Annotated in this window: 9 protein-coding genes; all 9 read right to left on the bottom strand. The window is 61.2% G+C overall.

The annotated features are described in order from the left end of the window. Positions 1 to 2: 2 nt before the first annotated feature. Entirely contained in the window at positions 3 to 5,975 is a 5,973-nt protein-coding gene (locus M0D69_RS29635) for an Ig-like domain-containing alpha-2-macroglobulin family protein (protein WP_301785413.1), read from the bottom strand. A gap of 132 nt (positions 5,976 to 6,107) precedes the next feature. Continuing rightward, a complete protein-coding gene (locus M0D69_RS29630; protein ID WP_301785436.1) occupies positions 6,108 to 7,481 on the bottom strand; it encodes an MATE family efflux transporter in 1,374 nt (457 codons plus the stop codon). A gap of 2 nt (positions 7,482 to 7,483) precedes the next feature. Further along, positions 7,484 to 9,247, bottom strand: coding sequence for a glycosyltransferase family 39 protein (locus M0D69_RS29625; RefSeq protein ID WP_301785411.1), 1,764 nt, complete (start codon positions 9,245 to 9,247; stop codon positions 7,484 to 7,486). Between the two features lie 317 nt (positions 9,248 to 9,564). Further along, entirely contained in the window at positions 9,565 to 9,819 is a 255-nt protein-coding gene (locus tag M0D69_RS29620) for a type B 50S ribosomal protein L31 (RefSeq protein WP_047897664.1), read from the bottom strand. Positions 9,820 to 9,998: 179 nt separating this feature from the next. Then, positions 9,999 to 10,829, bottom strand: a complete 831-nt coding sequence (locus tag M0D69_RS29615; RefSeq protein WP_301785410.1) for a M90 family metallopeptidase — start codon at positions 10,827 to 10,829, stop codon at positions 9,999 to 10,001. A 33-nt stretch (positions 10,830 to 10,862) separates the two neighbouring features. Continuing rightward, positions 10,863 to 12,410 carry an MFS transporter gene (locus tag M0D69_RS29610; RefSeq protein WP_301785409.1) on the bottom strand — a complete coding sequence of 516 codons (1,548 nt, stop codon included), beginning with the start codon at positions 12,408 to 12,410 and terminating at the stop codon, positions 10,863 to 10,865. Further along, positions 12,410 to 12,886 (bottom strand): MerR family transcriptional regulator, encoded by a 477-nt coding sequence (locus M0D69_RS29605; RefSeq protein WP_301785408.1) that lies wholly within the window; start codon positions 12,884 to 12,886, stop codon positions 12,410 to 12,412. Before M0D69_RS29605 ends, M0D69_RS29610 begins: the two co-directional genes overlap by 1 nt. A 220-nt stretch (positions 12,887 to 13,106) precedes the next feature. Then, the gene (gene rho, locus M0D69_RS29600) at positions 13,107 to 14,372 is read right to left on the bottom strand and encodes a transcription termination factor Rho (RefSeq protein ID WP_047897660.1); all 1,266 of its coding nucleotides are present in this window, start codon (positions 14,370 to 14,372) and stop codon (positions 13,107 to 13,109) included. Positions 14,373 to 14,743: 371 nt separating this feature from the next. Further along, on the bottom strand, positions 14,744 to 15,070 hold the full coding sequence (trxA, locus tag M0D69_RS29595) for a thioredoxin TrxA (RefSeq protein ID WP_031356443.1): 327 nt from the start codon (positions 15,068 to 15,070) through the stop codon (positions 14,744 to 14,746). Positions 15,071 to 15,248 lie beyond the last annotated feature (178 nt).

Here is a 15,248-nt window from a genome sequence, read left to right as displayed (position 1 = left end):
CGTTATTTGGCGGCGGCCAGCGGCGCGACGACCACGGTCGCATTGGGAATTGCGCCGAACACGGACGGCGCATAGAGCGCTTCCACACGGGTCGGCGGCAGCCCAAACGTGCCCGCGTTGTTCAGCCGGACGGTGTATTCCACCTGAAATTTCCCCTTCGGCAAATAGTCGTAATACGCGCGATACCCATCGAAACCCCGCTCGACAAACGCCGGCCACGCGCCTTGTGGACTCTTTTCGCCTTCGGTCGCCGCTTCAGAATCGCGGCCGAGGCCCGAACCGAGAATCGTCGCGCCAGCGGGCACAGGATCGTTGACGACGACCCACGTCATATCGCTTTGAGCATCGATATCCAGATGCACCCGCACGATATCGCCACGCGAGAACGTGCCTTTGACCGCCGGATCGACCGGCGTGATGGTTTTCGTGATCCGATACCCTGCCGCGAATGGCGCTTTCAACGCAACGGCCGCAAGGCTTTCGATGGTCGCCCACGGCTTGCCGCTACCTTCCTGCGTGAGATTCAGCGAACCCGTGCCCCACGGCAACGTGACGCTACGCGCGTTTGCCGGCGAAACAGGCGCATTCCACGCAACAGCTTTCTCCGTCGTGCCAAGCGCAATGCGCGTCTGGCCGGTAATCGGCGTGCTTTCGAACACGCGCGAGAAGCGCTGCACGGCGAGCTTGCCCCACAGGTTCGACGTAGTGGTCTGCCACGCGCCGTTGGTCTGCAACGCGAGCAAACCGCCGACCAGTCGCGGCATTTCATCCTTCCACGCGGGGTTATCGGCGAAAAGAAGTGCCGTGCGCGCCGCGTTCGATTCCGGGCCAGTCATGAGCCAGTAGAGATCGTCATCGGCGGCCGTGGAGAAGGTCAGGCGCGTGCCCGAATACGTCAGCCGCGCGCGCAAGATCTGTTCGACTTGAGCGCGCTGGTCGTCGCGTTGCGGGATGCCATCGACACGCGAAAGGATCGCGTAGTAATCGAGCAGCGCAGACGTCGGCCACTGATTCGGCGCGATGGTGATCGAACCGAGCATGCGCGGCGCGGCCAGGCCGTAGCGCGACAACGCTTCAATAGCCGATAGTTTCACGAAGTCCAGATCCTGACGCGGCGACCAGAACTTGCGCTCGATCTTGCCTTCCACGAAGTTGGTCAGCGCGGCCGCGAGCTTGTCGCGCAGATCGTCGGGCAGGGCGAAGCGGGGATCGGCTTTCGAAGCTTCATCGCTGACGGCGAGCAGATACGCCGACAACGCGGGACTGCCGTACGGCCGCGAATCGTCGGCGGGCGCGAAGTAGTTGGCGAGCCCATCGCGATCCAGGTACGAAGGCATGCGCGCGATCACCGTCTGCCATTGCGCGAGGTCGTCGAGACCCAACGCGCGCGATGTCTGCTGCTCCAGGCAACTATAGGGATAACGTTCGAACCAGCGGCGTACGCCCGGCAGACCGTCGGCGAGCTTCGGCTGCAACGTCACCGCGATACCGCCGCGAATCTGTCCATCCGCCGATGCCACCGCAGCGTCCGGCGGCGCAACGGGCAACGCGAACGTGCCGTCGACCTGGGTGATCGTTGCCTGCTGCACGGTCACCGGAATTGCAGCCACCACGCGTTGCGTGAGTTTGACGGCATCGGCGGCTTTCGGACCGCCTTGTTCCGCCGCGCTCACTTGCCACTTCAACGCGCCGGTCGCAGCCATGCCGATGGCATCGGGCGTCTTCAGGTCCCACATGATTTCCCGCGATGAATCCGGTGCGAGTTCCACGCTTTGCGCTTTCAAATCGAGCGTAGGTACGTTGGGCGTCACGACCACCTGCATCTTGCGGGCGGTCGTATTGCGCAGCGTGAATAGCGCGCGGAACTGGTCGCCTACGCGCACGAGCGGCGGTAGACCTGAAATCAATTGCAGATCCTGCGTGCTGCGTATCGATGCGCTTCCCGTGCCAAATTGCCCCGCACCTACGGCGCCAATTGCAACGATACGGAAGCTCGTCAACGCATCGTTCAGCGGCACATCGACCGTTGCTTCGCCATTCGCATCGAGCGTCACGCGCGGATTCCAGAGCAGGAGCGTATCGAACAGTTCCCGTGTCGCGCTATGTCCGCCGCCACCGCCTGCGGGCACGGCCTTACGCCCGAAGTGACGGCGTCCGATGATCTCCATTTGTGCCGTCGATGTCTCCACGCCATACGCGCGCCGTTGCAGCATGGCGTCGAGCACATTCCAGCTTTGATTCGGCATGAGTTCGAGCAGGGCTTCATCGACGGCGGCGAGGGCGATCTGCGTTCCGGCCGGCGCGGGCTTGCCGCCTGGCAGCGTTACGCGCACTTTCACATGCGACTTCGAGCGCACAGCATACGACTTCGCATCCGGCGTCACGGTCACGCCGAGCTTATGCGCGGCCGTGCCGACCTTGATCTCACCGAGTCCATATCGAAACGCAGGCTTCGACAAATCGACCAGCGGCGTAGGCGCTTCATATTGCCGGCCTTCGTACCAGAACGCGTGCACCCAATCGAGCGGCGCTTTCCAGCCCCAGGTGAAGAACGAATACCACGGCACTTCGTGAATCCGCCCGCGGATCGCGAGCACGGAGACGTACACGTTGGGTCCCCACGTATCCTGCACCTTCAATTCGACGGTCGGGTTCTTGCCATCCAGTTCCACGACCTTTGTTTCCACGATTCCTTCGCGCTCCACCGCCACCAGCGCGGTCGCGAAGCGGAACGGCATGCGTACCTGGAAGCGGGCGGTTTCACCGGGCTCATAGCTTGTCTTCTCGGGCAACACATCGATGCGGTCGGTGTTTTCGCCACCGAACCACAGTTGATCTTCACGCGTGACCCAGACGGACGTGGTCGCGTTCGCGACCCGGCCGTCGCCGTCCTTCGCGACTGCAATCAAGTCGACGTTGCCGGCTTCCTTCAGCTTTGCGTCGCAGGAAAGCAGGCCGTGGTCGTCGCTTTTGCCGCTGCACAGCGTGCCCAGGTCTTTCGTTTCAGTGTGGTTGTCGTAGGCGTAGAAACCGCCGACCATGCGTTTGCGTGAACTCGTCATGGTCCGCGCAACCCCGCGGATTTCCAGAGCAACGCCGGCTCGTGGCTTGCCTTGTAAATCCACAGCGAGCGCCTGGACCGGCACAGCATTGCCCACCGACACCCAGTCGCCTGCCTTGATGCCCGCAGCGACTGCCGCGGGCCAGAGCGTGGCGTCGCCTCGCAGCGTCTGGATCTCGCCGTTCGGATCCGCAAAGGTCGCTTCCAGCGCAAGCCGCTTCGGCGCTTCCACCACCGGCAGCGATTTAAGCGTAAGCGTTCCCGTGCCGTTGCGGTCGAGCGTCAGGGCGGTTTTATCGGCGATGAGTTTCGACGTGGAGGTGTCTTCCTGCGCGCTGGAGCTGTCGTCGTCACCTTCGGCGGCCGGTGCGCTTGCGCCATCGTCTGCGGGTTTCTTGTACGGGGCGAAGCTGAACGATTCGAATTGCGAAGCAAAAGGCGGTGATGTGTCCTTCATCAACGCAGACACCTGCACAGGAAGGTTCGATGCCGGTCCGCCCGATACATATTCAATTTGCACGGCGAGCGGCGCTTCGGTCGCGCCCACGAGGGCACCGGTTTTCTGATCACGGACGCCGATCGATCCTCTGAATACCGGCAGGCGGAATTCTTCCACGCGGAAGTTGCCGGTCTGGATGCTCGTGCGCCCCGACCCGGTGTCGCCGCTGTCGGAGTCAGAATCGGAGTCCGCCGAACCGTCATCCAGCGTCACGCTGTATTCACCGAGCTTCGCGGCGGCGGGAATCGGGAAGGTGGAGTCGGCGCTCTTATCGGCGGCCCATTTAAGCGGCAGATGATAGGTTTGCCCGCTGCCTTCGTGACGGATCGTCACGCGCGACGGCAGATGCGCGGGAAATTCAAACCCAGTCAGCGTTTCCTCACGCATCAAATGTTTCATCGACACGGTTTCGCCCGCGCGTAACAACGTCCGGTCGAACACGGTCGTGGCGCGCGTGGTCTGATCGCGGCTCATGTCGGTCGGGACCTTGAAGCGCCACGACTCGATGCCGCGATTCCAGTCCGAGCGCACAAACGCCATATCCGGTCCGGTCTTCGGATCGTCGACGCGCGCCGAGACGAAAAAGCCGGAATCGTCGATGCTGTTTTCATCGCAGGGACGCGCCGATGCCAGCGGTTTGCCGATCGTCGCAATGCCATGAAGGTCGGTCTTGGTGGTGGCAATCTGGTCGCCGTTGCAATCCGTGATACGCACTTGCGCATTCGGCACGGGTTTGCCGCTATCAAGCGCGGTCACCCAGACGATGCTGTTTTCGCGGCCAAGCTTTAAGTGCACACCAAGGTTCGTGACGAGCACGGAGGTGCGCACGTACATGGCTTGTTGCTTGCCGAGGAGCGATGCACCCAGCGCCGGCGATGCTAGTTCGACCACATAGAAACCCGGTTTCGCAAGCGGAATACCGACTACTTCGAAGGGCCTCAAGGCCTTCGGATCGGTTTGCGGCACGCTCAGGGTTTCGACACCGGGCTGCTTCGCCAGCAACGACAGCGAACGTATATCGATCTGCGGGTCCTTGGCCGTGCTGGTCGACGTGTAGACCGGCTTGATGCCGTTGCTGAGCGCTTGCGGCATTTGCCGTTTGATCTCGTCGACGGACATCGAAAAGCCGTCGAAATGATCGACGGTTTTCATCCAGCGGCGGATCTCGGTATCGGCATCGACGCGCAGTTTCGTCACGCTCGACGCGCCCGCATTGAGCCCGTTCACTTTCAGGTCGGCTTCCACGTGACGCAGCGTCACGGGCAGCATGGCGGGCATATTGGGCTCGGCGAAACGCTCGATGATCCCAAACGTAGACGATGAAAATTTCGCGAGCGGCGGCATCGGCGCCGTCGATGTCTTCAGCGGGAAGAGATCGGCGTTCGACAGCGTGCGGCCACTGGAATCTTTCAGCCCGCCCGGCAGTTCTATCGATAAATCCGCGTGTTCAGGCAACGGTGCCGCGAACTGGACGCTCGTGATGTCGTTGTCTTTTTCATCGGGATCGAACTGCGGCGAGGTTGTGCCGCCCGGCCCGTGCAACGTGATCTTCGCGGCGTCCGCACGCGGCACGGGTGAGCTGAAGCGGATGCGCAGCGGCCGCAACGGCGTGCAAGGCGCTTTGGCGTTTTCGCGCTCGCACGAGAAACTCGCGGTGAAGGGTTCGCGCACATCGAAGTCGAAGCGTTTCTCCGCGTCATTTGCGAGACCGCTCGGGCCGGTCACGCCTGCGCCGTACACGAGTTGCGTTTTCGTGGCGGCCGGCAGCGTCTGCTGGCAGGCGAGCGTGAGCACGCGTGCGCTGTCTTTTTCGAGGCGGAAGTGTTTGAGGAGGGCGGTGCGCGAGTTGGTATCGACAGTCTTGACGGGAATCCGGTTGCCCAGTCCGTTCGATTCGCACCAGATGTTCTGCAACGCGGACGCTTCGGTGGCGGGGCCGTTCAGGCGCAGCACGAAGATCTGGTTTTCTTCTATCTCGCCGCCGTCGGGCATGACACGAGTAACAAACGGGCCGCCGGTCTCGAAGCGGAACTGGCGTGGGCCGGTCAGTGCGTTGCCCGCGGTGGACTTGAGGCCATCTTCCAGCGCCACCGAACAGCGCATGCCGGGCGTGAGGTCTTGCGCGAAATCGAAGGCCCAGGTTTTATCGTCGATCCAGTGGCCGGAACCTGCCGATGCGCCTCCGCTGCAATGCACCTGGGCCGGTGCTTTGGCGGCCGGGTCGCCGAACGCGATCATGGCTTCGTCGAACTTGACCACCACTTGCCGCGCCTGCGTGACTTTGCCTTGCGGCGACACGCTGAGCGTGCGGGCGGCGTCAGCACGATGCGTGCTGCCCAGAAAACCAATGGCGAGCAGGGAGAGGGCGGTGAGCGTCGCCAGCGTCCAGCGTTGTTTTTTTATGACGCGGATCATCGCACTCGTTCCAGGATGGCCAAAACGCTGGCGATTTTACCGGAGTGTTACGTCATCCTTGCCAGTTGTTTTCATTTTGCGACAAGACGTTGCAACTTGATTGCATCCGATGCATGTTTGTTGCGCTCGAAGTCAAACCGGCTCGGCCTCGGTGCGTGCGCTGGGAATATGCCGCGTACTAACATGCCGCCAGTAAAGATACAGCCCTATGCCCGCTGCGCCCAGGCTCACCGCGTTCGCTACCCAGAAGCCGCGGGCGCCTTGCAGCCACGAAGGCGCGTAACCGCCGACATCGAAGCCAAGCAGATATCCGCCGCCCAGTCCGATGCCCCATAACGCCACCGCGTAGATCACGGTGGGCACGACCGCCACCTTGTACGCGCGCAGCACGAACGCCGTGGTGATCTGAAGGGCATCGAAGAAATGATAGAACACGACAATCGCCAGCAAGGGCATGGCCGCCGCGATCACCTGGCTGTCCGGCGTATAGGCCTCAAGCAAATAAGGCCGCAGGACAAACAGCGCCACTCCGTACACACATGCGATACCGCACGACAGCGCAATGCCGTGGCGCGCGAGTGAGCGGGCAGCGTCGAAGCGTTGCGCGCCGAGCGCTTGCGAGACGAGCGTGGCGGACGCCACGCCAATGGACAGCGGCGTCATGTAAAGCACCGCGCCTATATTGCCGGTGATCTGATGTCCGGCCAGCGTGGTGGTGCCGAAGTGCGAGATGAACAGCGCCATAAACGTGTACGACGTCACTTCGATGAGGTAAGAAAGCCCCATCGGAATGCCGAGTTTGAGCAACGCTTTTTGACGTCGCCACACGGGCCAGCAAAAGCGTGAAAACACGCCGAACGGCCGGAAGAACTCGACACGCACAAGCACCGTCAACCCGACAATGGCTATCAGCCAGTTGATCAGCGTGCTGGCGATGGCGCAGCCCGGACCGCCAAGCGCCGGTACACCGAAACCGCCGAAGATGAACCACAGGTTGAGCGGGATCTTCAGCATGAGCGCGCCCACTTGCAGGAACATCACGAGGCGCGGCTTGCCGACGGCGTTCGTGAGCGAGCTATAGACACGAAACGCGAGACTTGCAGGCAATCCCAGCGACAGGATGCGCAAATAGGAGAGGGTGCGCTCATGCAACGCGGGCGGGGCATCGGCGATGCTCAACAGCGGCTGCGGGAAATACAGGCAGACAAAGCCAATCACCGACAACACCGCCGCCAGCCACAGCGCCTGCCGGACTTCTTCGCCGATCTCGGCTTCACGCAGCGCGCCGAACAATTGCCCGGCGATCGGCTGCAATGCCGTCAGGATGCCCGTCAAGCCTATATAGACCGAGATGTAGATCGATGAGCCGAGACCGAGCGCCGCGAGATCGGTGGCGGAATAACGGCCGACCATGGCCGTATCGATCACACCGAACGCGATGATCGCCAACTGGCCGATCAGCACCGGCCACGCGAGGGCCGCGATCTTGCGGACATCCGGCCACATGGTCATTTGCGGGCCGGGCGCAGCGACTTCGGCTGCACCCGTTTGACCGGCGGAACAGGCCGTTCGATGCGCACATATAACCTGAAACGCTCGTCACGGTCGGCGACGCGGCGGCCTTCCCATACGAGCTTCCACTCGAACGCGGAGATAGACGACGGCTCGCCGAAGTCCTGCGTGTCCTGGCGCAGGATCACGTCGCAGTCTTCATCGAAGGCGAAATGCATGCCGCCGAAATACGCGAAGGTCGCGATCTGCGCGTCGCCCAAACGCACCGGGGAAATGCAGGTGTAGTCAGCCGGCAGATGATCGGCAATCTGTTCCGCCACGTCGCGATACGTCCGGCTGTAGTTCACCACCGGCAGCCACAGCGTCATCAGCAGCACCCACATCAGCGTCGTGCCGGCGCTCGACAGCACCACGCTGCGCCACAAGACCTTCGGATGGCGCGCGAGACGCCAGCGCGCCAGCGAGAACCAGCAGACCGTCACCGCTACCGCGCACACGAACGACAGGATCTTGAACTCGGGCTGGAAACCGGGTGCGAGCCGTGCGAGATTGCGCGCGAGCGGTGCGGGGAAACCGAACAGACCCGCGCTCCAGACCAGCCAGACAAAGGTGGCGAGCAGGGTGAAACTCAACATCGCGAACCAGTCGATGGCGTTGATCGCGCCGCGTTTGAGCGTGGGCAGCGCGAAGGTGGCGAGCACGGACAGCGGCGGCAGCAACAGCATGAAGAGGCGGTTGGACTGATGGCTCTGCAAAATCACGAGCACCAGCAGCGGCCCGATCACCGACACCGGCACGGCGACGTGGGGCGAACGCCGCAGACCGCTCCAGCTGACGAACGTCCAGATCGCAAGCGGCCACGCGGGCCAGGTGAACAGCGGCAGGTTCTTGAAGGCGTAGGCGAGCGCCAGGATCGGCGAGCCGGAGAAGGCGTCGAAACTGTTGCGCCACCATTGGCGCAACCACCATTCGCCATCGTCGGGATAGAAATGCAGCACCGTCCACACCCAGGCGCCGATCATGATCACCGCAACCGGCACGCCGATCGCGAGCATATGGTACGGCCGCACTTCCCGAACAATGACGGTCATCGCCAGGGTGCAGAGGAGCAGCGCGAGCACCAGCACCGGACTGCTCGACAAGCCCACAAAGCCGATCGCCGCGCCCCAGATGAGCGCTCCCTGGACCGGTTTGTCGCAACTGCGCACGAGGCCGTAGAGCAGCATGGCGGTGCCGGCGAACTGGGCAAGCTGGGGCGTGGTTTCGTGCCCGCGTTCGGCCAGGCCGAAGCAGGCGAGCAGGATCAGCAGTGCGCCATCGGCGAGCGTACGGCCGTAATCGCGCGGCTCAGGTTCGCCGCCGAATGCGTATTTGAACGGTTGCGCTTCGTCGCGCCGGCCGAGCAGATAGGCCGTATACCAGACGAACGCGCAAGCGATACAAAACAACAATCCGGTTACCACGCGCGATGCATTGCTTGCATCGACCCAGGGGCTAAGCAGGCGGATAAAACCCGCGCCGAACCAGTACATGAAGGGGCCGTCGGCGGTGAGCGCCTTGCCTACCAGGTTCGGCAGCAGCCAGTCCTTCACGCCGCCGTTGGCCATCGTCCACATCACGCCGAAGCCCGCCGCGTCCTCGTTTTTCCACGGATCGCGGCCGAACAGTCCAAACGACGCGTAGATGATGCAAATGGCAAGCAGCATCCAGCGTGGCAGGGCGCTGGTGGCGGAGGCGGTCAGACGGACGACATTTCGCATGCGTTTGGCGACAGGGAACAAGACTGATGGAGCGATGGAGCGACGTGGCAGCGCCAGATGGTTGTATGGCGCGCGTTTTTCGTGGCTTTAGGGGTTGTGCGATTTTTACCGAATCCGGCATTGTAGACGGGTGGCGTCGCGCGCGTCATTGCGGCGGGTGTCTGCCTTGTGCGTTCGACGGGCTGAGTCCATCGGATTGGCTCCAAACCGGCCTGCGAGGTATGGACGAAAATACAGACGAAAAAAAGGCAGCTTTCGCTGCCTTTCTTCGAATCCAGCTTTGCGGCTGTCTTCCGGTACTAATCGATTTACTCGACTTACTTCTTCGTCGAAAACGCTGCGAACTTCTTGTTGAACTTGTCGACGCGGCCTGCCGTGTCCATGATCTTTTGCGTACCGGTGTAGAACGGATGCGATTCCGACGACACTTCGATCTTTGCCAGCGGGTACGTCTTGCCTTCGAACTCGCCGGTTTCGCGCGTGTTGATGGTCGAACGCGTGATGAACTTGAAATCATTCGACATGTCGACGAACAGCACTTCGCGGTAATTCGGGTGAATGCCTTCTTTCATGGTCTTTCCTTGGTATCTGTTGGTAGCCAGCCCACCCGATTGCGGGTTTTGCGCGTTTTTACAAGCCGATCTTGCGAGCGCGAGCCACTTGCCTGAGGTCGAAAAACGGCGATTATGCCAGAAAATCAGTCGTTTGGCATGTTTTCAGGGCGTTACGGGTTTTCAGGGCGTTACGGCCTTCACGATTGCGTGAGCGCGCCAATGCCCGCCGGATCCTGCCGGTAATAGCGCGCGAGCAGGCGGTATAACTCCGGATATTCGCGCTCGAACGCCGCCGGCTGGACAAACAACGCCTCGCTGCAGACCGCGAAAAATTCCGACGGATGATCGGCGGCGTAAGGATCGATCAGCGATTCACGTTCGAACCGCCCCCAGCGGCGGGCTGGAATCGCATCGACCTGGGCGCAGAAATGGTCGTAGGCGTGATCGAAGACGTCGTTCCAGGCGTTGGAATCGAGCGGCGCGTGCCAGCGACGAAAAAGCGGCGGATGGCCGTCCGCCTCGCCGTTCAGCATGTCGATCTTGTGCGCAAACTCGTGGATCACCACGTTGTAGGCGTCCTCGCCATCGGTCATCTGTGCGTCTTCCCATGACAACACGACCGGCCCGCCTTCCCACGCTTCGCCACTCGCATCCTGCTCGATCTCGTGCACCACGCCGTCCTCATCCTCCACCGTCTTGCGGATCACGAACTCGCCCGGATACACGATCACGCCCACCCAGCCGCGATACAACTCCAGGCTCAGGTTCAGCACGGGCAGGCAAGCCTGCGCTGCGATGGCGACGATCATCGCGTCGGTCAGGGGTAAATCGTGGGCCGTCGAAAACTCCTTTTCCGCGATAAAAAGCGTCGTGCTTTCACGCAGGCGAGCGCGATCGGCATCGTCGAGATGGCCGAAAAACGGCAGGCGATCGAGCGTGGTTTGCCAGAGCGCGTCGTCGATGGCGTACTTGCGCAACGCCCGCTCGCGACGATTCCCGCTAATCAGCCGGGTCAGGAAATTGGCCATGAGGTCCGTATCGTTCTTTCCGTTCTGTCGAACTCAATCGATCTGTTTTTGCCACAAAGCGAACATACCGCCGCAAATCGCGACGCCCATCAGGAAATAGAAACCGTCGAGCGAAGCCAGGAAGTTCGCCTGCTGCGTGACCGTGCGGGCGATGGTCGCAATAGCAAGCGCGTGGGCATCGACAGCCGAATGACCAGCCGCCGCGAAGCCGTTCGCGAGCGCGCTTGCGGCGTTCTGATACTCAGGATTGTACGGATTCACGGCTTCGGCGAGACGCGACTGATGCAACGCTTCCCGATGTTGCTCCACGATAATCACCGCCGCCGTCGCAAACGACAGCGTCAACTGCCGCACAATATTCTTCAGCCTGTAGCCGTGCGTGAACTCTTCGATCTCGAAGATCCTGAACGTCAGGTTGGCGACGGGCAACACGATGAAAAGCAGCAAGAGTCCGCGCAGCAGCATGGGCAGGATCAGATCGCTTTGGGCCACGCCCGGCGACATTCGCGTCATCAGCCATCCGACCAGCGCCGCGATCGCAAAACCCGGCACGATGATCCATTTCTTGCGCGGCACGTACTTCGTGTACCTGAAATACAGGAACAGCGCGGAACCCGAGATCAGCGAGGTGATGCCGACCAGCCGGCCCGTGTTTTCGACCGGATAGCCGAGCCCCTGTTCGAGGAATCGCGAGATCAGGTAGCTGAAACCTGTCGACTCGAAGTAATAGAACATGTACAGCACGAGGCCAATCTGGAACGAGCGTTCGCGCAGTGCGTGAAGGCGCACGAGCGGTGCCGGGTGATGCCACTGGTGCCACGCAAACCAGGCGAGGGCGCCGATACCCGCCACCGTGAGCAACACGAGCGCCGGCGATGTACTGAAGTGCACGAAGCGCACTTGCTGCATCACGATCTGCAGCGCGCCTTGCGCAAACGCGAACAACAGATACGGCCAGAAACTCGTCGCGCTACGTTCCTCCCGCACGACGTTCCCCGAATCGGGCAATGCGAGCATTGCCAGTACGGCGAACGCAAGTCCGGCGGGCGCGGTGCAGGCGAACAATGCGCGCCAGGCGAAATGCAACACCAGCCAGCCCCCGAGCAAGGGCGCAAGCGCGCTGCTGCCCACGATCAGCATCAGGAACGCACGCGTGGCGCCGGCGCGCTTTTGCGGCGTAAAGCTGACCTGGATCAAAATCCGGCAAGCGCCCATCATCGGACCGATGAAATAGCCTTGCAGACCGCGTGTGAACATCAGTTGCAGCGAGGTTTCGGTGAGCGCCGACATCATCGCAGCGCACGCGTACAGCAGCATGCAGCCGGCCACGTACCGCCGGTGCCCGAGACGGTCGACCCACCATTGTTGCTGCAGGATCCCGAGCACAGCCGCGACCGCGTAAGCACTCGATGACCACACGAGTTCATCCGGCGATGCATTGATGCCGCCCGCAATGTAGCTGGCGAAAAACGAGAAGATGGCGTTGTCGAAGTAGTCCAGCCCGGTCACGAGCGCGAGCACCCACGGGAAGAAGTCACCGCGCAACCGTTCGACGGTGAACACCGGCGCCCGAGCGCTCATTACTTCTTGCTCCCGGCTTTGGCGCTTGCCTTTCGCTGCTCGAGCAGGGCGTCGGCAGGCTGGCCGGCGAGCCTCGCTTCCACATAATCCAGATCCAGGCGCAGCTCGGCGCGCACGGCCTGCGCTTCCTTTAGCTCACGGCGCACCGACTCTATGCGGGTATCGATCGAATCGAGTTGCTGCTGCAAGCCCTGCCGGATATCCGCCAGCGAATCCGGCGAGTAGCGGTTCTGGCCCGCTTCGGTTTTCTCCAGCGGCCGCTTGAGCATCTCGACAATGCCATGCAGTGAAAACCCCAGCGATCTCAGCCGCAGAATCCGCCCGAAGCGTTCCAGGTCATTTTCGTCATATAGCCGATACCGCCCCTCGCTCCGGCTGGGCGTAACGAGACCGCGTTCTTCGTAGTACTTCAGCGTGCGCGGGGTGACGCCGAGACGTTCGGCGGCGTCGCGTACGGTTAGTAGTTCGCTGGACATGGTGCTGGCCGATGGGTTTATCGGCGAATGGAACGGTTTCGAAATTATAGACTAACATGAACGTTCACGTTCACGTTTATGTTGTCAATTGCTTCGCCCGTTTCGGCAGACGAAAAAAAGCCGCCCGCGAATGCGGGCGGCTTTCATTTCTTGAACCGGTGCTTGAACTTAAGGCTTGAGCTTAAGGCTTGAGCTTAAGGGGTGAACTTAAGGGTCGAGCTTAACTACCGCCGCGGCGCATCAGGTCGAAGAACTCGGCGTTGTTCTTGGTCTGGCGAATCTTGTCGAGCAGGAATTCCATCGATTCGACTTCATCCATGTCGTGGATGAACTTGCGCAGCACCCAGACCTTTTGCAGCAGGTCCGGCTTGATGAGCAATTCTTCGCGGCGCGTGCCCGATTTGTTGAGGTTGATCGACGGGTAGACGCGCTTTTCCGCGAGACGGCGTTCCAGGTGCACTTCCATGTTGCCCGTGCCCTTGAACTCTTCGTAGATCACGTCGTCCATGCGGCTGCCGGTTTCGATCAGCGCCGTGCCGATGATGGTCAGCGAACCGCCTTCCTCGATATTGCGAGCAGCCCCAAAGAACCGCTTCGGGCGTTGCAGCGCATTCGCGTCCACGCCGCCGGTGAGCACTTTGCCCGACGCCGGCACAACCGTGTTGTAGGCGCGCGCGAGACGCGTGATGGAGTCCAGCAGGATCACCACGTCGTGCTTCATTTCGACCAGGCGCTTGGCCTTTTCGATCACCATTTCCGCGACTTGCACGTGGCGCGCGGCGGGTTCGTCGAAGGTGGAGGCGATCACTTCGCCGGCCACCGAGCGCTGCATTTCCGTCACTTCTTCCGGGCGTTCGTCGATCAGCAGCACGAACAACACGATATCCGGATGGTTCGATTTGATCGCGTGCGCGATGTGCTGCAGCATCACGGTCTTGCCCGATTTCGGCGATGCCACCAGCAACCCGCGCTGGCCCTTGCCGATAGGCGAGATCATGTCGATGATCCGGCCCGTCACATTCTCTTCGCCGCGCATCTCGCGTTCGAGCGGCATAGGTTTGTTCGGGTGCAGCGCCGTCAGGTTTTCGAACATGATCTTGTGCTTCGAGGCTTCCGGCGCCTGGCCGTTGACCTTGTCCACCTTGACCAGTGCAAAGTAGCGCTCGCCGTCTTTCGGCGTACGCACTTCACCTTCGATGGTGTCACCGGTATGCAGATTGAAGCGGCGGATCTGCGACGGGCTGATGTAGATGTCGTCTGTGCTGGCGAGATAAGAGGTCTCGGGCGACCGGAGAAAGCCGAAGCCGTCCGGTAGTACTTCAAGCGTGCCGTCGCCGAAAATTGTGTCGCCGGTCTTGGCGCGCTTTTTAAGAATCGCGAACATCAATTCCTGCTTGCGCAGTCGATTGGCGTTTTCGATCTCCAGGCCATTGGCCATTTCGATCAATGCGGAGACGTGCTGAGACTTGAGCTCGGATAAATGCATACGGATTTCCCGCCAGGGAGAAGAGGTACAACAGAGAATTTGGGAGGAGAAGTGAGCTGAACGCTCAAGGACCTAAACGTCTTGCCGTCTTAAGAAACGTCTTGCAGTCTTAGGATTCTAGCATAGCACACGCAGGCAGGGCCTCGGGTGGCCGTGATGACAGCCTGATTCATGCATGTTGTGACATCACAACATTTTGCGGGTATCTCACGCGCAGCTAATTGCTTTTATCGTCTTTACTTGTACTACCTGGTATTACCCCGCTGCGATCCGGATAACCCGGCTCAGACCTCGGGTCGTACCGCCGGGGTGCCGGAGGGCAACTGTTCCACGAAAGCCGGAAACGCCGTTGCGGGCGTCCCGGCTCAGGATCACAGGTTGCTGTCGAGGAACGCGGTCAGTTGCGACTTCGACAATGCGCCGACCTTCTGCGCGGCCACTGCACCATTCTTGAACAGGATCAGCGTGGGGATGCCGCGCACTCCGAACTTCACAGGCGTCGATTGATGCTCGTCCACATTGATCTTCGCGATCTGCAGGCGATCACCGTAGTCCTTGGCCACTTCGTCCAGGATCGGAGCAATCATCTTGCAGGGGCCGCACCATTCTGCCCAGAAGTCGAGCAGGACAGGTTTATCCGATTTCGTGACGTCCTGGTCAAAGGATGCGTCGCTAATATGTTTGATCGATTCGCTCATTATGAGAATACCTCTATGAATTCGAGGCCCGCGTTGGAATGCTCGCCACGATACACCAAAACAGAAAATAGTTCGCCGCGCTGCGGGGTGTAGAACCGCTCGCTTGGGTGGGCGCGGAAACGTTGCCGAATAAGCCGCGTTTTGCCCGTCACACGGTATCTAACCGGTGCTTCAAATT

Source organism: Caballeronia sp. SEWSISQ10-4 2, from assembly GCF_030464885.1.
Taxonomy (GTDB): Bacteria; Pseudomonadota; Gammaproteobacteria; order Burkholderiales; family Burkholderiaceae; genus Caballeronia.
This window is presented reverse-complemented; position numbering and strand designations above follow the sequence as displayed.

Excerpts from the sequence above, each read along its gene's own strand:
- M0D69_RS29635 (WP_301785413.1), bottom strand. The coding sequence starts at position 5,975 with ATGATCCGCGTCATAAAAAAACAACGCTGGACGCTGGCGACGCTCACC.
- M0D69_RS29630 (WP_301785436.1), bottom strand. The coding sequence starts at position 7,481 with ATGTGGCCGGATGTCCGCAAGATCGCGGCCCTCGCGTGGCCGGTGCTG.
- M0D69_RS29625 (WP_301785411.1), bottom strand. The coding sequence starts at position 9,247 with ATGCGAAATGTCGTCCGTCTGACCGCCTCCGCCACCAGCGCCCTGCCA.
- M0D69_RS29620 (WP_047897664.1), bottom strand. The coding sequence starts at position 9,819 with ATGAAAGAAGGCATTCACCCGAATTACCGCGAAGTGCTGTTCGTCGAC.
- M0D69_RS29615 (WP_301785410.1), bottom strand. The coding sequence starts at position 10,829 with ATGGCCAATTTCCTGACCCGGCTGATTAGCGGGAATCGTCGCGAGCGG.
- M0D69_RS29610 (WP_301785409.1), bottom strand. The coding sequence starts at position 12,410 with ATGAGCGCTCGGGCGCCGGTGTTCACCGTCGAACGGTTGCGCGGTGAC.
- M0D69_RS29605 (WP_301785408.1), bottom strand. The coding sequence starts at position 12,886 with ATGTCCAGCGAACTACTAACCGTACGCGACGCCGCCGAACGTCTCGGC.
- rho (WP_047897660.1), bottom strand. The coding sequence starts at position 14,372 with ATGCATTTATCCGAGCTCAAGTCTCAGCACGTCTCCGCATTGATCGAA.
- trxA (WP_031356443.1), bottom strand. The coding sequence starts at position 15,070 with ATGAGCGAATCGATCAAACATATTAGCGACGCATCCTTTGACCAGGAC.